Source organism: Pantoea nemavictus (genome assembly GCF_037479095.1).
Classification (GTDB): Bacteria; Pseudomonadota; Gammaproteobacteria; order Enterobacterales; family Enterobacteriaceae; genus Pantoea; species Pantoea nemavictus.
On the sequence record NZ_JBBGZW010000001.1, the window covers coordinates 2,414,783 to 2,437,439 of the forward strand.

23 protein-coding genes are annotated in these 22,657 nt (G+C 56.3%); 17 read left to right on the forward strand and 6 right to left on the reverse strand.

Annotated elements, in window-relative coordinates; translation table 11 throughout:
• The first annotated feature begins 54 nt into the window (after positions 1–54).
• Positions 55–300: a sulfurtransferase TusA gene (gene tusA, locus WH298_RS10995; RefSeq protein ID WP_007891299.1), complete on the forward strand. Its 246-nt coding sequence runs from the start codon at positions 55–57 to the stop codon at positions 298–300.
• Here the strand turns inward: tusA and WH298_RS11000 are convergent.
• Together WH298_RS11000 and WH298_RS11005 are read right to left on the reverse strand one after the other, a co-directional pair.
• Positions 297–2,573 carry a zinc/cadmium/mercury/lead-transporting ATPase gene (locus tag WH298_RS11000; protein WP_180822855.1) on the reverse strand — a complete coding sequence of 759 codons (2,277 nt, stop codon included), beginning with the start codon at positions 2,571–2,573 and terminating at the stop codon, positions 297–299. The genes tusA and WH298_RS11000 overlap by 4 nt on opposite strands.
• 92 nt (positions 2,574–2,665) lie before the next feature.
• The gene (locus WH298_RS11005) at positions 2,666–3,295 is read right to left on the reverse strand and encodes a lysoplasmalogenase (protein ID WP_007891292.1); all 630 of its coding nucleotides are present in this window, start codon (positions 3,293–3,295) and stop codon (positions 2,666–2,668) included.
• Between the two features lie 164 nt (positions 3,296–3,459).
• Here WH298_RS11005 and WH298_RS11010 point away from each other — a divergent pair, with 164 nt between their 5' ends.
• Positions 3,460–3,816 (forward strand): DUF2500 domain-containing protein, encoded by a 357-nt coding sequence (locus WH298_RS11010; protein WP_007891289.1) that lies wholly within the window; start codon positions 3,460–3,462, stop codon positions 3,814–3,816.
• Between the two features lie 39 nt (positions 3,817–3,855).
• Here WH298_RS11010 and WH298_RS11015 read toward each other — a convergent pair whose 3' ends face one another.
• Positions 3,856–4,125, reverse strand: a complete 270-nt coding sequence (locus WH298_RS11015) for a DUF1145 family protein (protein ID WP_008109883.1) — start codon at positions 4,123–4,125, stop codon at positions 3,856–3,858.
• Positions 4,115–4,714: a 16S rRNA (guanine(966)-N(2))-methyltransferase gene (gene rsmD, locus WH298_RS11020; protein ID WP_009128516.1), complete on the reverse strand. Its 600-nt coding sequence runs from the start codon at positions 4,712–4,714 to the stop codon at positions 4,115–4,117. The genes WH298_RS11015 and rsmD overlap by 11 nt, the downstream gene beginning before the upstream one ends.
• Before the next feature lie 231 nt (positions 4,715–4,945).
• On the opposite strand from rsmD, the gene ftsY reads away from it, so the two are divergent.
• The 4 genes from ftsY (at position 4,946) to rpoH (ending at position 9,141) form a co-directional block, all read left to right on the forward strand.
• On the forward strand, positions 4,946–6,397 hold the full coding sequence (ftsY, locus tag WH298_RS11025; protein ID WP_180822856.1) for a signal recognition particle-docking protein FtsY: 1,452 nt from the start codon (positions 4,946–4,948) through the stop codon (positions 6,395–6,397).
• 5 nt (positions 6,398–6,402) lie between these two features.
• On the forward strand, positions 6,403–7,071 hold the full coding sequence (gene ftsE / locus WH298_RS11030; protein WP_009128521.1) for a cell division ATP-binding protein FtsE: 669 nt from the start codon (positions 6,403–6,405) through the stop codon (positions 7,069–7,071).
• Positions 7,061–8,044, forward strand: coding sequence for a permease-like cell division protein FtsX (gene ftsX / locus WH298_RS11035; RefSeq protein ID WP_009128523.1), 984 nt, complete (start codon positions 7,061–7,063; stop codon positions 8,042–8,044). The genes ftsE and ftsX overlap by 11 nt, the downstream gene beginning before the upstream one ends.
• Positions 8,045–8,283: 239 nt before the next feature.
• Positions 8,284–9,141 carry an RNA polymerase sigma factor RpoH gene (gene rpoH / locus WH298_RS11040; RefSeq protein ID WP_009128524.1) on the forward strand — a complete coding sequence of 286 codons (858 nt, stop codon included), beginning with the start codon at positions 8,284–8,286 and terminating at the stop codon, positions 9,139–9,141.
• A 173-nt stretch (positions 9,142–9,314) separates the two neighbouring features.
• On the opposite strand, the gene panM is transcribed toward rpoH, so the two are convergent.
• A complete protein-coding gene (gene panM, locus WH298_RS11045) occupies positions 9,315–9,701 on the reverse strand; it encodes an aspartate 1-decarboxylase autocleavage activator PanM (protein WP_049851260.1) in 387 nt (128 codons plus the stop codon).
• A 401-nt stretch (positions 9,702–10,102) separates the two neighbouring features.
• Here panM and WH298_RS11050 point away from each other — a divergent pair, with 401 nt between their 5' ends.
• From WH298_RS11050 to ugpQ, 10 genes are all read left to right on the forward strand, one after another.
• Positions 10,103–11,230, forward strand: coding sequence for a branched-chain amino acid ABC transporter substrate-binding protein (locus WH298_RS11050; protein ID WP_049851261.1), 1,128 nt, complete (start codon positions 10,103–10,105; stop codon positions 11,228–11,230).
• A gap of 66 nt (positions 11,231–11,296) precedes the next feature.
• A complete protein-coding gene (gene livH, locus WH298_RS11055; RefSeq protein ID WP_008109897.1) occupies positions 11,297–12,223 on the forward strand; it encodes a high-affinity branched-chain amino acid ABC transporter permease LivH in 927 nt (308 codons plus the stop codon).
• The gene (locus WH298_RS11060; RefSeq protein ID WP_180822857.1) at positions 12,220–13,491 is read left to right on the forward strand and encodes a high-affinity branched-chain amino acid ABC transporter permease LivM; all 1,272 of its coding nucleotides are present in this window, start codon (positions 12,220–12,222) and stop codon (positions 13,489–13,491) included. The genes livH and WH298_RS11060 overlap by 4 nt, the downstream gene beginning before the upstream one ends.
• Positions 13,488–14,255 carry a high-affinity branched-chain amino acid ABC transporter ATP-binding protein LivG gene (livG, locus tag WH298_RS11065; RefSeq protein ID WP_009128534.1) on the forward strand — a complete coding sequence of 256 codons (768 nt, stop codon included), beginning with the start codon at positions 13,488–13,490 and terminating at the stop codon, positions 14,253–14,255. Before WH298_RS11060 ends, livG begins: the two co-directional genes overlap by 4 nt.
• Position 14,256: 1 nt before the next feature.
• Entirely contained in the window at positions 14,257–14,970 is a 714-nt protein-coding gene (gene livF, locus WH298_RS11070) for a high-affinity branched-chain amino acid ABC transporter ATP-binding protein LivF (protein WP_009128538.1), read from the forward strand.
• Positions 14,971–15,282: 312 nt separating this feature from the next.
• Positions 15,283–16,599 carry a sn-glycerol-3-phosphate ABC transporter substrate-binding protein UgpB gene (gene ugpB / locus WH298_RS11075; RefSeq protein ID WP_049851263.1) on the forward strand — a complete coding sequence of 439 codons (1,317 nt, stop codon included), beginning with the start codon at positions 15,283–15,285 and terminating at the stop codon, positions 16,597–16,599.
• A gap of 64 nt (positions 16,600–16,663) precedes the next feature.
• Positions 16,664–17,551 carry a sn-glycerol-3-phosphate ABC transporter permease UgpA gene (ugpA, locus tag WH298_RS11080; RefSeq protein ID WP_049851264.1) on the forward strand — a complete coding sequence of 296 codons (888 nt, stop codon included), beginning with the start codon at positions 16,664–16,666 and terminating at the stop codon, positions 17,549–17,551.
• The gene (gene ugpE, locus WH298_RS11085; RefSeq protein WP_009128544.1) at positions 17,548–18,393 is read left to right on the forward strand and encodes a sn-glycerol-3-phosphate ABC transporter permease UgpE; all 846 of its coding nucleotides are present in this window, start codon (positions 17,548–17,550) and stop codon (positions 18,391–18,393) included. Before ugpA ends, ugpE begins: the two co-directional genes overlap by 4 nt.
• Complete coding sequence (locus tag WH298_RS11090; RefSeq protein ID WP_049851265.1) at positions 18,394–19,467, forward strand: sn-glycerol-3-phosphate import ATP-binding protein UgpC; 1,074 nt, start codon at positions 18,394–18,396, stop codon at positions 19,465–19,467.
• Positions 19,464–20,207 carry a glycerophosphodiester phosphodiesterase gene (ugpQ, locus tag WH298_RS11095; protein WP_180822858.1) on the forward strand — a complete coding sequence of 248 codons (744 nt, stop codon included), beginning with the start codon at positions 19,464–19,466 and terminating at the stop codon, positions 20,205–20,207. Before WH298_RS11090 ends, ugpQ begins: the two co-directional genes overlap by 4 nt.
• Here the strand turns inward: ugpQ and WH298_RS11100 are convergent.
• Positions 20,204–20,488 (reverse strand): DUF2756 domain-containing protein, encoded by a 285-nt coding sequence (locus WH298_RS11100; RefSeq protein WP_009128550.1) that lies wholly within the window; start codon positions 20,486–20,488, stop codon positions 20,204–20,206. The genes ugpQ and WH298_RS11100 overlap by 4 nt on opposite strands.
• Before the next feature lie 206 nt (positions 20,489–20,694).
• On the opposite strand from WH298_RS11100, the gene ggt reads away from it, so the two are divergent.
• A complete protein-coding gene (gene ggt, locus WH298_RS11105) occupies positions 20,695–22,446 on the forward strand; it encodes a gamma-glutamyltransferase (protein WP_180822859.1) in 1,752 nt (583 codons plus the stop codon).
• Positions 22,447–22,657: the final 211 nt, after the last annotated feature.

Here is a 22,657-nt window from a genome sequence, read left to right on the forward strand (position 1 = left end):
TGGCTAATTTGCGCGCTAGAATGTGCGCCCATCATCAACAACAGACAGAGAATCATGAGCGATCCCTTTTCTGCGCCTGACCATCAGCTTGATGCCCTTGGCCTGCGCTGCCCGGAACCGGTAATGATGGTGCGCAAAACCGTGCGCAGCATGCAGGCCGGTGAAACCTTGCTGATCATCGCCGATGATCCCGCCACCACGCGCGATATTCCCGGTTTCTGCCGTTTTATGGAACATCAGCTGCTGGCACAACAGACCGAAAGCCTGCCGTACCAGTTTCTCATCAAAAAAGGCGCTTAACGCTGACGCAGTAAGCGCAGTGCATTCGCCGTAACCAGTGCGGTGGCGCCGGAATCGGCTAGCACCGCCAACCACAAACCGGTAAAGCCGAGCAGCGTGGTGACGAGGAAAATCGCCTTCAGGCCCAGCGCCAACGCCACGTTCTGCCGGATGATGGCGCGCGTGCGCCGTGCCAGCACCACCGCGCGTGGCAAAATCGCCAGCTGATTTTGCGTCAGCGCCATATCGGCCGCTTCCAGCGCGACGTCGGTGCCGCTGCCCATGGCAATGCCCATGCTCGCGGCTTTCATGGCGGGCGCATCGTTGATGCCGTCGCCTACCATCGCCAATGATTGCTGTGCGCCCAGCTGTCGCACTGCCGCAACTTTATCGGCAGGCAGCAAACCCGCGCGATAATCAATGCGTAACTCGGCGGCAATCGCGGCGGCTGCGCGCGGGTTGTCACCGGTCAGCATCACGCTATTTATGCCAAGTTTTTGCAGCTCAGCCAGCGCGCTAATCGCCTCTTCACGCAACCGATCGCGCAGCGCTAATGCGCCGAGCACCTGTTGCTGCTGCAATAGCAGCACCACGGTTTGCCCCTGCGCCTCCAGTTCGGCCACCTGCTGCTGCTGTACCTCGTCGAGATATTTGGCTTCACGGGGCGTAAGTAACTGATACGACACGCCATCGATTTCGGCACGAATACCGCTGCCCGCCAGCGTTTGCTGCTGTGAGGCGGGCGGAATGGTGAGCTGACGACGCTCGGCTTCGCTGACAATCGCCTGAGCCAGCGGATGTGTGGAGCCTTGTTCTACCGCAGCAGCGATGCTGAGCAGGCTATTTTCCGCTGTTTCGCCAAACGATTGAATATGGGTGACTTGCGGTTTGCCCGCCGTCAGCGTGCCGGTTTTGTCGAACGCCATCAGGCTTACGCGACTGAGACGCTCCAGCGCCGCGCCGCCTTTGATCAACGCGCCCTGACGTGCGGCGGCGGCTAATCCCGAGGTAATGGCGGCCGGCGTGGAGATCACCAGCGCACACGGGCAGCCAATCAGCAGCAGCGTCAGCCCTTTATAAATCCACGGCAGCCAGTCACCGAAGCCAAGTAGCGGCGGCAGCACCATCACCAGCAGTGCCAGTAGCATAATGGCGGGCGTATAGATGCGGCTGAAGCGATCGATAAAGCGCTCAACCGGCGCGCGATGCGTTTCGGCTTCCTCAATCAGTTGCAGAATGCGGTCGATAGCACTTTGGCCGGGCTGGGAAATCACTTTCAGCGTTACCAGACGATCCAGGCTGGTGGCGCCGGCCATGATCTGTTCGCCAGGCTCATGCGCTACCGGCAATGATTCGCCAGTCAATGCGCTTTCATCAAAGCTGGCGCTGGCATGCAGTAATTCGCCATCTGCCGGTAAACGGCCACCGGCCGCCACTTCAATCACATCGCCAGGCTGCAGCGCTTCTAAGCGGACGTTTTCACGCTGCGTACCCGTAATACGCGTGGCGGTATCGGGACGCAACGCCATCAGCGCTGTGACACCGCGACGCGCGCGCGCAGCGGCGTAGGCTTCCAGGCGTTCGCCCAGCTGGAACAGCAGCAGCACCATGGCGGCTTCAGCATGCGCACCAATCACCAGCGCGCCGGCAGCGGCGATGCTCATCAACATCTCAATGCTAAAGGGCGAACCGTTGCGCAGCAGTTGCCACGCGCTGCGAGCAATAGGTGCCAAACCAACCAGCGTAGTGGCAATAAACAGACGATCGCCCCACAGCGGTGAAACCTGGCTCAGCAGCCAGCTGGCGAGCATTAGCACGCCGAGCAGCAGCAAACCGGCATTTTCCCGCCAGCGGCTTGCGGGGGACGAGATTGATTGGGGATCGTTAGCCGTCAGCGTAAAGCCGGCATTTTTCACCACCTGTTCTATGGTGGTGCGGATGTCCTGATCAGCATCGACCACCAGTTTCTCACTGGCGAAGATCACCCGTGCTTGCTGTACCTGCGGTACGCGTTGTACTGCAGTTTCGATTTTGCGTGCACAGCTGGGGCAATCCATGCCCGCTATTTGCCAGCGGAATTGGTGTGAGGTGAGGGCGGGCCTGTCGCTTTCGGCGTCGCTATCGCCGCCGGGCGAGCCGCTATCGCTGTCGCAACAGCCACAATCACCTTCAACAGTCACAGGCTGAGCGGCGGAGATTTTTAAGGTCGTGGGTTTTATGCTGCGAACGGAACACAGCGGCTGCAGCTGGCTGTGGGATTTTCCACAACGGCACGGATGAGCATGTTGATGCATATAACCTCCGGAATCAGGGGCGGGCTAATGCCCGCGCCCTAATGCTACACTCTGGAGTCCACTCCAGAGTCAAGCGGAAGGTTAGCTTTTCTTCAGTAAAGCCACAGTGAACGCGCAATCATGAAGTGACCGGCGAAGTAGCAGGCGGCAACGATGGCGCTATCGGCGCTGAAACGGCGGCGATAATGCGAAATAAACCAGACGATGTTGGCCAACAGCAGCAACGCGGCGCCGACCAGCAGCGAGAAGCTGAAGTCAGTTGGACGGAAGAAGTAGTTTTCCGCCGCCATCCAGTTCATCACCAGCGTCATACCGATCAAGGTGCAAATTGGCCAGCGCAGCTCTTCCAGTTTGGTCCACAGAATCCCGATAACGATGACGCCAATAATCAGGAAGGTGAGAGGAATCGGCCAGAAGAAGCTCATGGTCATATGCGCTGCAAAACTGATGGTGTAAAGCAGATGCGAGAGGAAGAATGCGCCCAGCGCATAGAGCATTTGCTGACGCGGCAACAGCATCAACGCATCACCCACCAGCGTGGCAACCAGGCCAGCCAGAATCAAATAATCGGTGGTGTTGAAGGTTGGCGCTTGCCATGCCCAGGCGACGAGCAACAGTAAGGTGACGGGTTTAAATAGCCAACGCTGCCATTGCGGACCGCGGTAGGATGCATCGACGTACAGCCAGCCGGAAAAAAGTACGGCAAGAAAAGACCAAAGCATGTTTTCTCCCTTTTCTGGACGAAATGTCCGCCAGTTTGATGAATTTTCCCAAAATCACTCACTCAGTGTAAGTTACCGGCGCCAAATGTGACAATCAGCCGACTCTGGTTGTATGCTTTGTCGTCTTTTCCTGTTCCGACTTAACGCAAAGCACGAGATAAATCATGAGCAAACCACCGCTAATCTTTTTCATCGTACTGGCCATTATTGCCGTATTGGCGACCCGTCAGTTTATTAAACAGCGCCGCGAAACGGCGGTGAACGATGCCTCGCCGGTGCGCTCGCTGAGCGTGGAAGTGAAAACCAAACGCGAATTCCCGTCACCCAATCGCCGTTCGCGTCAGCGCGAGGAGATTGTGGCTGAGGATATGAAATACGAAGCCTGGTTCCATCCGCTGAACGGTGCGAGTGACATTAAAGTGACGGTCAACGCCAGCGATTATCATCAGATGGATAAGGGCGTGAAGGGCGAATTGAAGATGAAAGGGACGCGGTTTGTCAGTTTTACCCCGGCCCCGTAGGGGCGCCATTAATGGCGACCTGGTCATAAACCGCACTTTCTACATCTTCGGATAATGCTTTTTCTGCCATGCCAGCAGCTCAAACACGCCAAAGAAGAAGATTTTCGCCTGGGTCACGCCGCTCAGCTTGGGGGCATCTTTCGGCTGAGTGGCGCGCAGTAACACCAGCTGCAAGCCATGCATAATCACCATAAAGAACAGTGCAACATGCACAAAATAGCGCAGCGGTGTCGGGAAGGGTTGCACCAGATTGAGTAGTAAAAAAGCCCAAACGCAAATCATCAGCAAACGTCCTAAATTAAGCCACATCGTGCGTCTCCCGTTGGCGTTGATATAAGCGATACGCAACCTGGCCGGCAATTTTCTCGCGGTACAGATCCCAATTAGCTGGCGCGACGGGCGTGCCGGTTTCCACTTCGCTCTCCACATAAATCAGCGCTTCGGCGGCCAGCCAGCCATTTTGCTCCAGCAGCGTCAATGTTTCCTGTAACAGCCCTTTACGGAACGGTGGATCGACAAAGACCACGTCAAACGGCTCGCCAGGCTGGCTCAGCCACTGCAGCGTATTGGTTTGCACCACGTTGGCTTGAGTGGCGCGCAGCGTTTGCAGGTTCTGTGACAGTTGTTGCGCTACGGAGCGCTCCAGCTCCAGCAGCGTGGCGGATGCGGCGTGACGTGACAGCGCTTCCAGCCCCAATGCGCCGCTGCCGGCGAAGCAATCAAGGCAGCGTGCTTCCTGAATATCCGGCGCTAACCAGTTAAACAGGGTTTCACGCACGCGATCGGTGGTCGGGCGCAAACCTGCGCTATCCGGCACCGGTAATTTACGGCCGCGCCATTGACCGCCAATAATGCGGATCTGGCCTGCAGCGCCGCTGCTGCGGGGGGATTTACTCATTTCGCTCACAACTCGTCATAATTTGTTGCGTAGTTTAACGGGCGTAGCGGGCAGAAGAAACGTTAAAAAAGGGTGCTGTGGTGCGCTGGCTGGAAAGTGTTAGACTACTGAGTTGGTATCGTGCGCGTAATTACCTGATTTTTACGCCGCTCACCCGCTAAAAAATGAATATTTTATCCCCTGGGAACAGCGTGCTACCGGGAATAAGCCATCGAGGAGTAGGGTCACACAATGGCAAAAGAGAAAAAACGCGGCTTTTTTTCCTGGTTAGGCTTTGGCAAAGAAGAAGAGACGCAACAGCCTGCTGAAGAGCAGCAGCAAACTGCCGAGGTGGTCCCAGAGCCCGCCGTTGAAGAGAGTGCGTTAGATCGCGCCGAAGCGCAGGCTGAAGAAACCGTTGCCGTTACCGAACAGGTTGCGGAGCAGCAGAATGAACCGGAAGTCATTGCAGAGCCGGTACTTGAGCAGCAAGAACCTGAGCCGGTTACCGCTATCGAAGAAGAGGTGCTGCCGGAAGCGATTGAACAGCCGGATGTGGCGCCGATCGAAGAAGAGCCGCAGCGGGAAGAGTTAGCCGTCGAGCCAGTCGTCGAGGCGGAACCTGAGGACGACGCGCCGTTAAGCGATGAAGAGCTGGAAGCGCTGGCTTTGGCGGAAACCTATGCTGAAGATGCTGAACTAGCAGAAGAAACTCAGGATACCGTGAGCGATTTGCCGCTGGCCGCTGCGCCAATCATTGCGCAGGAGCAGGAGCGTCCTACCAAAGAGGGCTTTTTCGCCCGCCTGAAGCGCAGCCTGGTTAAAACCCGCGAAAATCTCGGTTCTGGCTTTATCAGCCTGTTCCGCGGCAAGAAAATTGATGATGACCTGTTTGAAGAGCTGGAAGAGCAGCTGCTGATTGCTGATGTTGGTGTTGAAACCACGCGCCGTATCATCACCAATCTGACGCAACAGGCCAACCGCAAGCAGCTGCGCGATGCCGAGGCGCTGTACGGCCTGCTGAAAGCTGAAATGTCCGGCATTCTGGAAAAAGTTGATCAGCCGCTGGAAGTGGGCGGTAAAACGCCCTTTGTCATCCTGATGGTAGGCGTGAACGGTGTGGGTAAAACCACCACCATCGGTAAGCTGGCGCGTCAGTATCAGGCGCAAGGCAAATCGGTAATGCTGGCGGCGGGTGATACCTTCCGTGCCGCGGCGGTTGAACAGCTGCAGGTTTGGGGCCAGCGTAACGATATTCCGGTGGTGGCTCAGCATACTGGCGCAGATTCTGCTTCAGTGATTTTTGATGCGATTCAGGCTGCTAAATCACGCAACGTGGATGTATTGATCGCCGATACCGCTGGCCGCCTGCAGAACAAATCGCACCTGATGGAAGAACTGAAAAAAATTACCCGTGTGATGAAGAAGCTGGATGAAGAGGCGCCGCATGAAGTGATGCTGACGCTCGACGCCAGCACCGGGCAAAACGCCATCAGCCAGGCCAAACTGTTCCATGAAGCGGTGGGCCTGACGGGCATCACGCTGACCAAACTGGATGGCACCGCCAAAGGCGGCGTGATCTTCTCGGTTGCCGATCAGTTCGGCATTCCGATTCGTTATATCGGTGTTGGGGAAGGCATCGAGGATTTACGGCCGTTTAAGGCCGCAGACTTTATTGAGGCACTGTTTGCCCGAGAGGAATGATTGGGATGATTCGCTTTGAAGAGGTCAGTAAAGCTTACCTGGGAGGACGTCAGGCGCTGCAGGGAGTGGATTTCCATCTGCGTCCCGGCGAAATGGCGTTCCTGACCGGCCATTCCGGCGCGGGGAAAAGTACCTTACTGAAGCTGATTTGTGGCATTGAGCGCCCGAGCGCTGGGCAGATCTGGTTTAGCGGTCACGATATTTCGCGTTTGCGTCACAGCGAAGTGCCTTTCCTGCGGCGTCAGATCGGCATGATTTTTCAGGATCACCACTTGCTGATGGATCGTTCGGTCTATGAAAACGTGGCGATCCCGCTGATTATTTCCGGTGCCAGCGGCGAAGATATTCGCCGTCGCGTGTCGGCTGCGCTGGATAAAGTGGGCCTGCTCGACAAAGCGAAAAGCTTTCCGATTCAGCTGTCGGGCGGTGAACAGCAGCGCGTCGGCATTGCCCGCGCGGTGGTGAACAAGCCTGCGGTGCTGCTGGCGGATGAACCGACCGGTAACCTCGACAATGCGCTGTCGGAAGATATTCTGCGCCTGTTCGAAGAGTTCAACCGCGTTGGCGTCACGGTGTTGATGGCAACGCACGATGTCGGATTGATTGCACGCCGAAACTACCGCGTGATGACGCTCAATCAGGGACGTCTGCACGGAGGCCACGATGGTCAATAAACGCAATAAGCGCGCACCTGCGCCGAAAGCGAAGCAGCCTTCTAAAAGCAAAGCGCTGAAGGGCGGCTGGCAGGAGCAGTGGCGCTATGCGCTGCGCGGCACGCTGTCGGATATGTGGCGTCAGCCGCTGGCGACGCTGCTGACGGTGATGGTGATTGCCATTTCTCTGACGCTGCCGAGCGTGTGCTACATGGTGTGGAAGAACGTCAGCCAGGCGGCCACGCAGTGGTATCCCGCGCCGCAGTTGACGGTATATCTGGATAAAGCGCTGGATGATACCGCGGCGGAGAACGTCACCGCGCAGCTTAAGCAGCTGGATGGCGTGGATAACGTCAACTACCTGACGCGTGAAGAAGCGCTAAATGAGTTCCGCAACTGGTCAGGTTTTGGTGGCTCGATGGACATGCTGGAGCAGAATCCGTTGCCGGCGGTGGCTATCATCACGCCAAAACTCAACTTCCAGAATTCGGACACCATGGCGAATCTGCGCGATCGGGTAGCGAAAGTGCAGGGCGTGGACGAAGTGCGCATGGATGATAGCTGGTTCGCACGTTTAGCGGCGCTGACCGGCCTGGTGGGGCAGATCGCCTCGATGATTGGTTTGCTGATGGTCGTTGCGGTGTTCCTGGTGATTGGCAACAGCGTGCGACTGAGCATCTTTGCGCGCCGCGACACCATTAACGTGCAAAAGCTGATTGGTGCCACCGATGGCTTTATCCTGCGTCCCTTCCTGTACGGCGGAGCGCTGCTCGGTTTTGGTGGCGCCGTACTGTCGCTGATTCTTTCCGAAGTGCTGGTATTGCGCCTGCAATCGGTGGTGGCGCAAGTCGCCACGGTGTTCGGTACCACCTTTGTGTTGGAAGGCTTTTCCTGGGATGAAGGGCTGCTGTTACTGCTGATCGCGGCCATCATTGGCTGGATTGCGGCATGGCTGGCAACGGTTCAACATTTACGTCGTTTTACGCCGCAGTAACCAAAAGCAACGTTTTTTGATATACTCTTCCTCTGCTGCCGACGACCTGGGAGCAGAGGAATTCTCCTGGTTCCCCCGCCGTCATCTGTGTGTAAAATATTCACTGCTATAATTGAACTTGTGGATAACTTTGTCGTCCAAGTAGCACAGATTGCTTCTGGTTTTCTCGTGACGTTGACATAATGTAACGTCTGCGCAAGGAACTGTGCAGCAAGTCCATTGAATTTGTGAGGGTTTGAATGACCAAAGAAATGCAAACTTTAGCGATTGCTCCTCTGGGTAACCTGGAATCTTACGTCCGGGCTGCCAACAACTGGCCGGTGCTGACGGCAGAAGAGGAAAAAGCATTGGCTGAGCGGCTGCATTACCAGGGCGATCTGGATGCAGCTAAGACGCTGATCCTGTCTCACCTGCGCTTTGTTGTTCATATTGCTCGTAACTACTCCGGTTACGGCTTGCCGCAGGCGGACCTGATTCAGGAAGGTAATATCGGCCTGATGAAGGCGGTGCGTCGCTTCAATCCAGAAGTGGGCGTGCGCCTGGTGTCGTTTGCCGTGCACTGGATTAAGGCAGAGATTCACGAATACGTGCTGCGTAACTGGCGTATCGTGAAAGTCGCGACCACCAAAGCTCAGCGTAAGCTGTTCTTTAACCTGCGTAAAAGCAAACAGCGTCTCGGTTGGTTCAACCAGGACGAAGTGGAAATGGTCGCGCGTGAGCTGGGCGTGAGCAGCAAAGACGTGCTGGAAATGGAATCGCGCATGGCCGCGCAGGATATGACTTTCGACATGTCGTCTGATGACGAAGCGGGCGAAGGCAAACCGATGGCGCCAGTGCTGTATCTGCAGGATAAAACCTCTGACTTTGCCGATGGCATCGAAGAGGACAACTGGGATGCACATGCGGCTGACAAGCTGAGCGATGCGATGCTGAGCCTTGATGAGCGTAGCCAGGACATTATCCGTGCCCGTTGGCTGGACGATGACAACAAAACCACGTTGCAGGAGCTGGCCGATAAATACGGCGTCTCAGCGGAGCGCGTGCGTCAGTTGGAAAAGAACGCCATGAAGAAATTGCGTGTGGCGATTGAAGCCTGATAATTATCAGGCGGAAAAACGGGGCGACTTGATAGTCGCCCTTTTTATTGCCTGAAACACCTTAATTTCATTAGGCAATGACCCGTAGCGGCGCGATTTATCGCGCTGTTTTTATTGCCCATTCCCGACAATGCGCAATAAATTGCGCCGCTACTGATTGAGATTGGCTGGACTTATTTCACCCAACCATCAACCTGCGCGCGAAAACCACAGGCCTGCATAAAAGCAGCCCGCACGCCTTGATCGGCCTCGCCATCATCGGCAATCCACCAATCCGTTAACGCACCATTCTGCGCAATTGTCTCTTCCAGCAAATATTGCCCCACGCCGCGCCGCTGCGTGACTTCACGCACGTTGAGATGGGTGATCTTCCCCTGCGTGCCGCTAAGCGTTAACTGCAATGCCGCCAGCAGCCGATCGTTAAAACGCGCGGCATACAGATGCTGCGTGTCGCTGAGTTGTGCTTCGAGTTGCACAATATCGATTCCGGGCCAGACTTTAGCTAAATCGATGCGATCCTGGGCGGTTAACGATGCTAAGCGCTGGATTGTCAGCTTCATACCTAATACCTGTACTAGTGCAAAGGCGATAGTGTAGCGAATTTAGACAGTCAGAGCGCTGTCACTTTTTTGCGATGAAAATAGGTCAAATGCCAGCCGGTTTGCCAGGATTGTGGAGTAAGCCAGCAACGATCGTTGAAAAACCCAGCATAACGCGCTGCTATCCTGCTGAAAATTCGGCCATAACAACCAGACGATTCTGCTGATCCACTCAGTCAATTCTGAATATGTCAGTTGATTTACAGAAGAAAGTTCCTGTTTAATAACCTGAAAAATAAAGCCTTATTACCAATAAATGCCAGAAAAGCGTGCTAACCCATTATTGCAGAATGAGTTTTCCTCTTTGACTGGCAGAAAATAAAGCAATCACAACACACGACACAACAGATGGGGAAGTTCGCATGAAAATGAGTAAAGGACGCGCATTACTGGCGGGCTGCGTAGCGTTGGCATTGAGCCATGCTGCGCTGGCGAAAGACATCAAAATTGCCATCGTTGGCGCATCAACGGGTCCAGTCGCGCAGTACGGTGACATGCAGTTTACCGGTGCAGCGCAAGCCATTAAGGACATCAACGCCAAAGGCGGCGTGAACGGTGACAAACTGGTTGGCGTGGAATATGACGACGCCTGTGACCCGAAACAAGCGGTTGCGGTTGCCAACAAAGTGGTTAACGATGGCATCAAATACGTTATCGGCCATTTATGCTCCTCTTCTACTCAGCCCGCTTCAGACATCTATAACGACGAAGGCGTACTGATGATCACGCCAGCCGCTACCGCACCCGAGCTGACTGCGCGTGGCTATGCTGACGTGCTGCGCACCACTGGACTGGACTCCGATCAGGGTCCTACAGCGGCGACGTACATCCTCGATCACATCAAACCAAAACGTATCGCTGTGGTGCATGACAAGCAGCAATATGGCCAGGGCCTGGCGGAATCCGTGCAGAAAACCCTGAAAGCCAAAGGCGGCAACGTGGTGCTGTTTGAAGGTATCACCGCCGGTGATAAAGACTTCTCCACGCTGATTGCGCGTCTGAAGAAAGAGAACGTCGATTTCGTTTACTACGGGGGTTACTACCCGGAGCTGGGCCAGATTCTGCGTCAGGCAAAATCTGCTGGCCTGAATGCCGGCTTCATGGGCCCGGAAGGGGTGGGCAACGCCTCACTGTCTAACATCGCGGGTGATGCGTCTGAAGGCCTGTTCGTGACGCTGCCGAAGCGCTATGACCAGCTGCCAGAGAACAAGGCAATCGTTGATGCGATTAAAGCCAACACCGCGTCTAACCGCAAAGATCCAACCGGTCCGTTCGTCTGGACCACCTACGCCGCGATTCAGTCGCTGGTAGCGGGTATCGAGCGCAGCAAGAGCGATGAGCCTGATGCGATTGCGAAGAACCTAAAAGAGGGCGCTGCCGTCCCAACCGTGATGGGCAACCTGAACTGGGATGAGAAAGGCGATCTGAAGGGCTTCGAATTTGGTGTCTTCAAATGGCACAAAGACGGCTCTTCTACCGCAGTTAAGTAATCCCCCCAAATTCCCTCTCACGCACGCGGGGGAGGGAATTATTCAGCTCCAGAGCAGGTCCTCACTATGTCCGAGCAGTTTCTCTATTTCATTCAGCAGATGTTCAACGGGGTTACCCTCGGGAGCACCTACGCGCTGATCGCCATTGGTTACACCATGGTCTACGGCATTATCGGCATGATCAACTTCGCCCACGGCGAGGTGTACATGATCGGTAGCTATGTCTCCTTTATCGTGATTGCCGCCCTGATGATGATGGGCATCGATACCTCGTGGCTGATGATTGCCGCTGGTTTCGTGATGGCGGTAATTATCTCTAGCGCCTATGGCTGGAGCATCGAACGCGTGGCATACAAGCCGGTGCGATCGTCGAAGCGCCTGATCGCGCTGATCTCGGCCATCGGTATGTCGATCTTCCTGCAGAACTACGTCAGCCTGACGCAAGGTTCGCGCGATCTCGCGCTGCCAAGCTTGATCACCGGGCAATGGACGCTGGGCGAAAGCAACGGCTTTGCCGCCACGCTCTCTACTATGCAGCTGGTGATTTGGGTGGTGACCTTCCTGTCGATGCTGGCGCTGACGCTATTCATTCGTTATTCGCGCATGGGCCGCGCCTGTCGCGCCTGTGCGGAAGACCTGAAAATGGCCAGCCTGCTGGGCATCAACACCGACCGCGTTATCTCCCTCACCTTCATCATTGGTGCGGCGATGGCGGCGGTTGCGGGCGTGTTACTCGGTCAATTCTACGGCTCTATCAACCCGTTTATCGGCTTTATGGCCGGGATGAAAGCCTTCACCGCGGCGGTATTGGGCGGCATCGGCAGCATTCCTGGCGCGATGATTGGCGGCCTGGTGCTGGGTATTGCGGAAGCGCTGACTTCGGCCTATCTGTCGACCGAATATAAAGACGTGGTCTCCTTCGCGCTGCTGATTGTGGTGCTGCTGGTGATGCCAACCGGGATTCTCGGCCGTCCGGAGGTGGAGAAAGTATGAAACGCCTCGGTTTGGTTAACGCCGTCATCTCCACGGTGATGTTGCTGGTGCTTGCCACGTTTTTCATGGGCGTACGGCTCGATCTGGATGGCACCAAACTGGTGGTCGCCAACGCGGGCGCGGTACGCTGGAACTGGATCTTCATTGGCTGTGCGGTGGTGTTTGTCTTCCAGCTGCTGCGTCCGCTGGTCCAGGGCAAACTCAAACGCAGCGGCAAAGGTTTTGTGCTGCCGGGTTTTGATGGATCGACGCCGAAGCAGAAGTTGTTGATGGCACTGGTGATTGCAGCGGCAGTGATTTGGCCGTTTCTGGTGTCGCGCGGCAGCGTTGATATCGCCACGCTGACGCTGATCTACGTAATGCTCGGGCTCGGGCTTAACGTGGTGGTGGGATTATCAGGATTGCTGGTGCTGGGCTACGGCGGTTTCTACGCCATCGGCGCTTACACTTTTGCGTTGCTCAACCACTATTACGGCTTTGGCTTCTGGGAAAGCCTGCCGCTGGCCGGTTTGGTGGCGGGAGCCTTTGGTTTGCTGCTTGGCTTCCCGGTGCTGCGCCTGCGCGGCGACTATCTGGCGATTGTGACGCTCGGCTTCGGCGAAATCGTGCGTATTCTGCTGCTGAATAACACGGCGATCACCGGCGGCCCGAACGGTATCGCGCAGATTCCTAAGCCCAGCCTGTTTGGTCTGGAGTTTGGCCGCCGGGTTAGCGAAGGCGGCTGGAGCACCTTCCATGACTTCTTCGGCTTGAAATACGATCCCAGCGACCGCGTGATTTTCCTCTATCTGGTGGCGCTGCTGCTGGTGGTGCTGACGCTGTTTGTCATCAACCGTTTACTGCGCATGCCGCTGGGCCGTGCGTGGGAAGCGCTGCGTGAAGATGAGATCGCCTGCCGTTCGCTTGGTCTGAGCCCAACGCGCATCAAATTGACCGCCTTCACCATCAGCGCCGTGTTTGCAGGCTTTGCGGGTACGCTGTTCGCCGCACGTCAGGGTTTCGTTAGCCCGGAATCCTTTACCTTCGTCGAATCGGCCTTTGTGCTGGCGATTGTGGTGCTGGGCGGCATGGGCTCGCAGCTGGCAGTGATCCTCGCAGCCATTCTGCTGGTGGTCTCGCGCGAGCTGATGCGTGATTTGAATGAGTACAGCATGCTGGTGCTCGGTGGTTTGATGGTGCTGATGATGATCTGGCGTCCGCAAGGTCTGCTGCCGATGAAGCGTCCGCATCTGAAGTTGAAAAGCAGTAAACAAGGAGAGCAGGCATGAGTCAGCCTTTGTTAGCCGTTGAAGGCCTGATGATGCGCTTCGGCGGCCTGTTAGCCGTCAACAACGTGGCGCTGGAGCTGCATCCACAGGAAATCGTTTCGCTGATTGGCCCGAACGGCGCCGGTAAAACCACGGTGTTCAACTGCCTGACCGGTTTTTATAAACCGACCGGCGGCACCATCAAACTACGCGATCAGCAGCTGCAGGGTTTGCCGGGCCAGAAGATTGCGCGTATGGGCATTGTGCGCACCTTCCAGCACGTACGTCTGTTCCGCGAAATGACGGTGATTGAAAACCTGCTGGTGGCACAGCATCAGCACCTGAAAAGCGGCGTGTTTTCCGGCTTGTTCAAAACCCCGGCTTTTCGTCGCGGCGAGAGCGAAGCGCTGGATCGCGCAGCGACCTGGCTGGATCGCATCGGCTTGCTGGATCTCGCCAACCGCCAGGCGGGCAACCTTGCCTATGGTCAGCAGCGTCGTCTGGAAATCGCGCGCTGCATGGTGACGCGTCCTGAGATTCTGATGCTGGATGAACCGGCTGCCGGCCTCAACCCGCGTGAAACCCACGAGCTGGATGAACTGATCGCCGAGCTGCGCGGTGAGCACAAGGTTTCCGTGCTGCTAATCGAACATGATATGAAGCTGGTGATGGGTATCTCTGACCGCATTTATGTGGTGAATCAGGGAACGCCGCTGGCCAACGGTACGCCGGAAGAGGTGCGTAACAATCCGGATGTAATCCGTGCATATTTAGGTGAGGCGTAACATGGCAAACCCGATTTTAACCTTGCAGAGTGTCAGCGCCCATTACGGTCCGATCCAGGCGCTGCACAACATTAATCTGCACATCAACCAGGGTGAAATCGTTACCCTGATCGGTGCCAACGGCGCGGGTAAAACTACGCTGCTCGGCACCTTGTGCGGTGAACCGCGCGCTACCAGCGGCAACATTACCTTTGATGGCAAAGAGATTACCGACTGGCAAACGGCGAAAATCATGCGTGAAGCAATTGCCATCGTGCCGGAAGGCCGTCGGGTATTTTCGCGTATGACGGTAGAAGAGAACCTGGCGATGGGCGGCTTCTTCGCTACGCGGCAGCAGTATCTGGAGCGTATCGATCGCGTCTATCAGCTGTTTTCACGCCTGGCAGAGCGTAAAGCACAGCGTGCGGGCACCATGTCCGGCGGTGAGCAGCAGATGCTGGCGATTGGCCGTGCGCTGATGAGCCAGCCGCGTCTGCTGCTGCTGGATGAGCCTTCGCTGGGGCTGGCGCCAATTATCATTCAGCAGATCTTCGACACCATTGAGCAGCTGCGTAAAGAAGGCATGACCATCTTCCTCGTCGAGCAGAATGCCAACCAGGCGCTGAAGCTGGCCGATCGCGGCTATGTGCTGGAGAATGGCCACGTGGTGCTGGAGGATAGCGGCGAAGCGTTGTTGTCAAACGAAGCGGTACGCAGTGCGTATTTAGGCGCGTAGTTGGTGCTCGCTGTCCTCTGAATTGGGGCTCGCTGTCCCCCTCCTCGGTCCTCCCCCATAAATGGGGGAGGAAGACGCTGCCATATGTGAGTTGGGAGTTGCATGTGGCAGCGTCTCCTTCCCCCGCTAGCGGGGGAAGGCCGGGATGGGGGACAGCTAGCACGGACGAATGTTTAAACCCGCATTATCCCATCCCCTCTGTCACATCCCCGTCATAAACCTGTTATTAATCCGTCATTTCCCCGTGTCATGTTACGTCGCGAACAAAAAAATGCGCGAATTCGCGCGTAGCTAACAGCACAGGAAAACCTTATGTCCGCTTTTACGCTTCGTCCCCGCCTGATGAGTGTCGTGCTCGGTCTGGCGCTCAGCGGTAATGCGCTGGCTGCAACTGAGATCCCTTTCTGGCACTCAATGGAAGGCGAGTTAGGCAAAGAAGTTGATTCTCTGGCACAACGTTTTAACCAGGCTCATCCCGATTACAAAATCGTCCCGACTTATAAAGGTAACTACGAGCAGAGCCTGGCGGCGGGTATTGCCGCTGTGCGCTCTGGCAAAGCGCCCGCGCTGCTGCAGGTGTATGAAGTCGGTACCGCGACCATGATGGCGTCAAAAGCGATCGTGCCGGTCAATGAAGTGTTTAAAAACGCTGGCGTGCAGATGGATCCGCAGCAGTTCGTGCCAGCCGTTGCCGGTTACTACAGTGATAGCAAAGGCCAGCTGATTTCTCAGCCGTTCAACAGCTCAACGCCGGTGCTGTACTACAACAAAGATGCCTTTAAAAAAGCCGGTCTTAACCCGGACCAGCCACCGAAAACCTGGCAGGAGCTGGCGAAAGACGCCGAAGCGCTGCGCAAAGCCGGCCTGACCTGTGGTTACGCCAGTGGCTGGCAGGGCTGGATTCAGATTGAAAACTTCAGCGCCTGGCATGCGCTGCCGGTGGCCACCAAAAACAACGGCTTTGACGGCACCGATGCAGTGCTGGAATTCAACCAGCCGGTGCAGGTGCGCCACATCGAAATGCTGGAAGCGATGAACAAGAAAGGGGATTTCACCTACTTCGGTCGCAAGGATGAATCCACCGCCAAGTTCTACAACGGCGATTGCGGCATCACCACCGCCTCTTCCGGTTCGCTGGCCGACATCAAACACTACGCCAAATTTAACTTCGGCGTCGGCATGATGCCGTACGATGAAACCGTACCGAACGCACCGCAGAACGCCATTATTGGCGGCGCGAGCCTGTGGGTGATGAAAGGCAAAGATGCCAACACCTACAAAGGCGCGGCGGAGTTTATGAAGTTCCTCGCACAGCCGGAAATCGCCGCTGAATGGCACCAGAAAACCGGTTATCTGCCGATCACCACCGCAGCCTATGAGCTGACTAAACAGCAGGGCTTCTACGACAAGAACCCAGGCGCAGACATCGCCACGCGTCAGATGCTGAACAAAGATCCGCTGCCGTTCACCAAAGGTATGCGTCTTGGCAACATGCCGCAGATTCGCACCATCGTGGACGAAGAGCTGGAAGGCGTGTGGACCGGCAAACAGGCACCACAAGCCGCGCTGGATAACGCGGTGAAACGCGGTAATGAACTGCTGCGCCGTTTTGAGCAGCAAGTGAAGTAAATGCTGTTATCTCGGGGCCGACGCCTGGCGTTCGCCCCGATTTCTCTCTTTGATTGAGCCTGCTATGTCCTCATCGCGCCCCGTATTTCGCTCCCGTTTTCTGCCCTATTTGCTGGTGCTACCGCAACTGGTGATTACCGCCATTTTCTTCCTGTGGCCCGCCGGTGAAGCTCTGTGGTATTCGCTGCAAAGCATTGATCCTTTTGGCATCTCCAGCACCTTCGTGGGTTTGGCAAACTTTAAGCGTTTGTTCAATGACGAATACTATCTGGCGTCCTTCTGGACCACCATTGAGTTCAGTGCGCTGGTGACGATTTGCGGCATGACGTTTTCCCTGCTGCTGGCGGCGCTGGTGGATTACGTCATTCGCCTGCGCAAGCTGTATCAAACGTTGCTGCTGCTGCCGTACGCGGTCGCGCCGGTGGTAGCGGCGGTGCTGTGGATGTTCTTATTCAATCCGGGCCTCGGTTTATTCAGCCACCTGCTGAACCAAATGGGCTACAACTGGAACTATGCGCAAAACAGCGGTCAGGCGATGTTCCTGATTGTATTGGCGTCGATCTGGCAACAAATGAGCTACAACTTCCTGTTTTTCTTCGCGGCGTTACAGTCGATTCCCAAATCGCTGGTGGAAGCCGCTGCGATTGACGGCGCGGGTCCGGTGCGCCGCTTCTTCAATTTGTCGCTGCCGCTGATTACGCCGGTGAGCTTTTTCCTGCTGGTGGTCAATCTGGTTTACGCCTTCTTCGATACCTTCCCGGTGATTGATGCCGCCACCGGCGGTGGTCCGGTACAGGCCACCACTACGCTTATCTACAAAATCTATCGCGAAGGCTTCACCGGGCTGGATCTCTCCTCCTCCGCCGCGCAGTCGGTGGTGCTGATGCTGCTGGTGATTGGCCTGACCATCCTGCAATTCCGCTTTGTCGAGCGTAAGGTGCAATACCAATGATTGAGAATCGACGCGGGCTGGATATCTTCAGCCATACCTTGCTGGTGCTGGGCGTGCTGACCATTCTGTTCCCGCTTTATATCGCCTTTGTGGCGGCGACGCTGGATAACGAGGCGGTGTATCAGGTGCCGATGACCTTAGTCCCTGGCTCGCATCTGTGGGAGAACATCTCGCGCATCTGGACGCACGGCGTCAACGGCAACGGCCCGGCATTTGGCATGATGATGTTTAATAGCCTGCTGATGGCGCTCGGTATTACCGTCGGCAAAATCACCGTCTCGATGCTCTCCGCTTTCGCGCTGGTGTGGTTCCGTTTCCCGCTGCGCTCGCTGTTCTTCTGGCTGATTTTCATCACCCTGATGCTGCCGGTCGAAGTGCGTATTTTCCCGACGGTGGAGGTGATTTCGACGCTAAACATGCTCGACAGCTACAGCGGCTTAACGCTGCCGCTGATGGCGTCCGCTACCGCCACTTTCCTGTTCCGCCAGTTCTTTATGTCTTTGCCGGACGAGCTGATAGAGGCGGCGCGTATCGACGGCGCCAGCCCGATGCGTTTCTTCTGGGACATCGTACTGCCGCTATCAAAAACTAATCTCGCCGCGCTGTTCGTGATCACCTTCATCTATGGCTGGAACCAGTATCTGTGGCCGCTGCTGATCATCAATGATGCCAGCCTCAGCACCGCTGTGGCGGGGGTGAAAAGTATGATCAACACCAGCGGCGGCCCAACGCAGTGGAATGAAGTGATGGCGGCAATGTTATTAACCCTGATTCCACCGGTGGTGGTGGTACTTGTGATGCAACGTGCCTTTGTGCGTGGCCTGGTGGAGAGTGATAAATAAATGGCAGGCGTAACCCTTCAGACCGTTACCAAGTCGTATGACGGCAAAAATCAGATCATTCAGCCACTGAATATCACCATCAACGATGGCGAATTTATGGTGATGGTCGGCCCTTCCGGCTGCGGCAAATCAACACTGCTGCGCATGGTGGCAGGCCTCGAGCGCGTATCGTCTGGCGATATCTATATCGACGACAAACGCGTCACCAATATGGAGCCGAAAGATCGCGGTATCGCCATGGTGTTCCAGAACTACGCGCTCTATCCGCACATGACGGTGGGCGAAAACATGGCGTATGGCCTGAAAATTCGCGGCATGGGTAAAGTGCAGATCGAGCAGCGCGTGATGGAAGCGGCGCGCAGCCTGGAGCTGGATCATCTGCTGCATCGCCGTCCGCGCGAATTGTCTGGCGGACAACGTCAGCGTGTGGCGATGGGCCGCGCCATCGTGCGTGAACCGGCTGTGTTCCTGTTTGATGAGCCGCTCTCCAACCTCGACGCGCGTCTGCGCGTGCAGATGCGTCTTGAGCTGCAACAGCTGCATCGCCGCCTAAAAACTACCAGCCTCTACGTCACGCACGATCAGGTAGAAGCCATGACGCTGGCGCAGCGCGTGATGGTGATGAACAAAGGCGTAGTGGAGCAGGTGGGTACGCCGGTGGAAGTGTATGAACGTCCGGCCAGCCAGTTCGTTGCCTCCTTTATCGGCGCGCCGGCCATGAACCTGCTGCCGGGACAAATCAGCAGCGACGGCACGCGTTTTACTCTGGATGCACTTAACAGCTTGCTGCTGGGTGAAAGTAAAGCCAAATGGGCCAACCGTCCGCTGACGCTGGGTATTCGTCCCGAGCATATTCAGCTCAGCAGCCGCGAGGCCGGCGGCATTCCGCTGGTGGTGGAGACGCTGGAGATGCTCGGCGCCGATAATCTGGCGCATGGCCGCATCGGCAACGCGCGCATGGTGGTGCGTTTGCCCCACAGTGAGCGCCCGCAGGCGGGCAGCACCTTGTGGCTGCATCTGCCGTCAGATGCGTTACACTTCTTCGATTCAACCTATGGAAAGCGTCTGGAATGAGTCAACACAACTGGCCTTATCCGCATATTGTCGCGCATCGCGGCGGCGGCAAACTGGCCCCGGAAAATACCCTCGCGGCGATTGATGTCGGCGCGCAGCACGGCCACACCATGATTGAGTTTGATGCCAAGCTCTCGGAAGATAAGCAGATTTTCCTGCTGCACGATGACACGCTCGATCGCACCAGCAACGGCTGGGGCGTGGCGGGTGCGCTGTCGTGGCATAAGCTGTCTCAGCTGGATGCGGGCGGTTGGTTTAGCCGCGATTACGAAGGCGAACCGCTGGCGCTGCTGAGTGAAGTGGCAGAACGTTGCCGCCAGCATCAGATGATGGCCAATATCGAGATCAAACCGACGACCGGTCAGGATGTGGAAACCGGGCGCAATGTGGCTCTCGCGGCACGCGAACTGTGGCAAGGACAAACCGCGCCGTTGCTCTCATCCTTCTCTTATGCCGCGCTGGAAGCGGCGATGCAGGCGGCGCCCGAGCTGCCGCGCGGCTTACTGCTGGATGAGTGGCACGACGACTGGCAGGCGCTGACGGCGCGTCTGGATTGCGTATCGATTCATCTGAATCACAGATTACTCGATGCTGAACGTACCGCGCTGCTGAAAGCGGCCGGTCTGCGGATTCTGGTGTATACCGTGAATCAGCCCGCGCGCGCGCGCGAGCTGCTAAGTTGGGGCGTCGACGCCATCTGCACCGATCGTATCGACACTATCGGTGCGGACTTCCGCTAGTTCTGCTGCTTAAGCTGGCCCGGCTGCGATTGAATCACCTGCTGCTGGGCACTGTTACGCTGTTCCTGCACCTTGCGCTGTACATCCTGGCTTTGCTGCTGCTGATCCTGCTGCAGTTTACGCTTTTGCTGTTGCTGCTGATTCTGCATTTGCGACTGCATCCGCTGCTGGCTCGGGTTATAGCCGGGTTGGTTCGGATCGTTGGTGCTATTCAACATATTCGCCATGCTGCTTAACGGCAGCAAAGCGGCGATCACAATTAGCCATTTGTTTTTGTTCATGGTGTTTCCTCCATCAATGCAGCCTGCTGTGTGGTGTTGTTGCGCAACAGGCAACAACGGCTACTGACATAAGTTTATGCTATATCTCAAACCCCTCATCCAGGAGTGCACCTAATTTAACTTTACTGCTACGCTTTTTACTGTATTTGCAAACACTTGCATCAATTAATAACAAATGTAAATAACGTTAAAAGGGTGGTGACAGGATGAGGATACAAGGCAACGTGCGTCAGTTCGGCTGGGCATTGCTGATGAGTTTTACCGTGGTGCAGGGCGCGAACGCCGCGCCGACCAGTGCACCGCCGGTTTCCTATGGAGTCGATAGCGACACTTTTCACCCGGTTAAGGCCAAACATGGCATGGTGGCATCGGTTGATGCGCTGGCTACTGAAGTGGGTGTCGATATCCTTAAGCAGGGCGGTAACGCCGTCGATGCGGCAGTGGCGGTTGGCTTCGCGCTGGCGGTGACGCATCCGCAGGCCGGTAATCTCGGCGGCGGTGGCTTTATGCTGCTGCGCACCGCATCCGGCCGCACTACCGCTATCGACTTCCGTGAAATGGCGCCGGCGCGCGCATCACGCGATATGTTCCTCGACAAGCAGGGCAACGCTGACAGTAAGTTGTCACTTACTTCTCACTTAGCCTCAGGCACGCCGGGCACCGTGGCCGGTTTTGCGCTGGCCGCAAAGAAATATGGCACCTTGCCGCTCAGCACCTTGCTGGCGCCGGCTATCAAACTGGCGCGTAACGGCATCGTAGTGAACGATGCGCTGGCCGACGATCTCGCCACCTACGGCAAAGAGACGCTAATCAATCACGACAATAGCCGCGCGATTTTCTACAAGGCCGACGGCAAGCCATATCAGAAGGGCGAACGTCTGGTGCAAAAGAACCTCGCACATAGCCTGCAGCTGATTGCCCAGCAAGGTCCGGATGCGTTCTATAAAGGCAAAATCGCCGATGAGATTGCCGGTGAAATGGCACAGCATGGTGGGTTGATCGGCAAGCCGGATCTGGCGGCCTACCGCGCCGTGGAGCGTAAACCGGTGAGCGGCACCTATCGCGGCTATGAAGTCTTCTCCATGCCGCCGCCGTCGTCCGGCGGGATTCACATCGTGCAGATCCTCAATATCCTGGAAAACTTCGATCTGGCGAAGTGGGGCTTTGGCAGCGCCGATGCGATGCAGGTCATGGCAGAGGCGGAAAAGTACGCCTATGCCGACCGTTCGGAGTACCTGGGCGATCCTGACTTCGTCAACGTGCCGCAGCAGGCGCTTACCAGCAAAGCCTACGCCAAAACGCTGGCGCAGCAGATTGACGTCAACAAAGCGCGTCCATCCAGCGAGATCAAACCGGGTAAACTGGCACCGTATGAAAGTAATCAAACCACGCACTTCTCGGTAGTCGATAAAGAGGGCAACGCGGTAGCGGTGACTTACACGCTGAATACCTACTTCGGCAGCGGCATCGTGGCCGGCCAAAGCGGCATCCTGATGAACAATGAAATGGATGACTTCTCAGCTAAACCGGGCACGCCAAACGTCTATGGCTTAGTCGGCGGGGAGGCAAATGCGGTGCAACCGGCCAAACGTCCGCTGTCATCGATGTCGCCCACCATCGTGGCGAAAGACGGTAAAACCTGGCTGGTTACCGGCAGCCCGGGCGGCAGCCGCATTATCACCACTGTGCTGCAAATGGTGGTCAACAGCATCGATTTTGGGATGAACGTGGCTGAAGCAACCAACGCACCACGCTTCCATCATCAATGGTTGCCGGATCAACTGCGGGTCGAGAAAGGCTTTAGCCCGGATACGCTGCGCCTGCTGGAAACCAAAGGCCAGCATGTGAAAGTGATGCCTGCGATGGGCAGTACGCAGAGCATCATGATTGGGCCGGACGGCACGCGCTATGGCGCATCCGATCCGCGTTCGGTGAATGATTTAAGCGCGGGATACTAATCACCCTGCTTTGTAGGGTCGCCACTCATGGCGACCAGATTTGCAGGTGCGCATCAATGCGCACCCGACATTGATAATCAGCAAAATGGTGAAAATCCCCTTTAACATCAAGGGATTCAATCTTGCCATCAATGCAAAAAAATTCGCTAAAAGGGTTTGCAGACGCGAATGATAATGATTATTATTGTCATGCGAGCTCGGAAACGTCTCC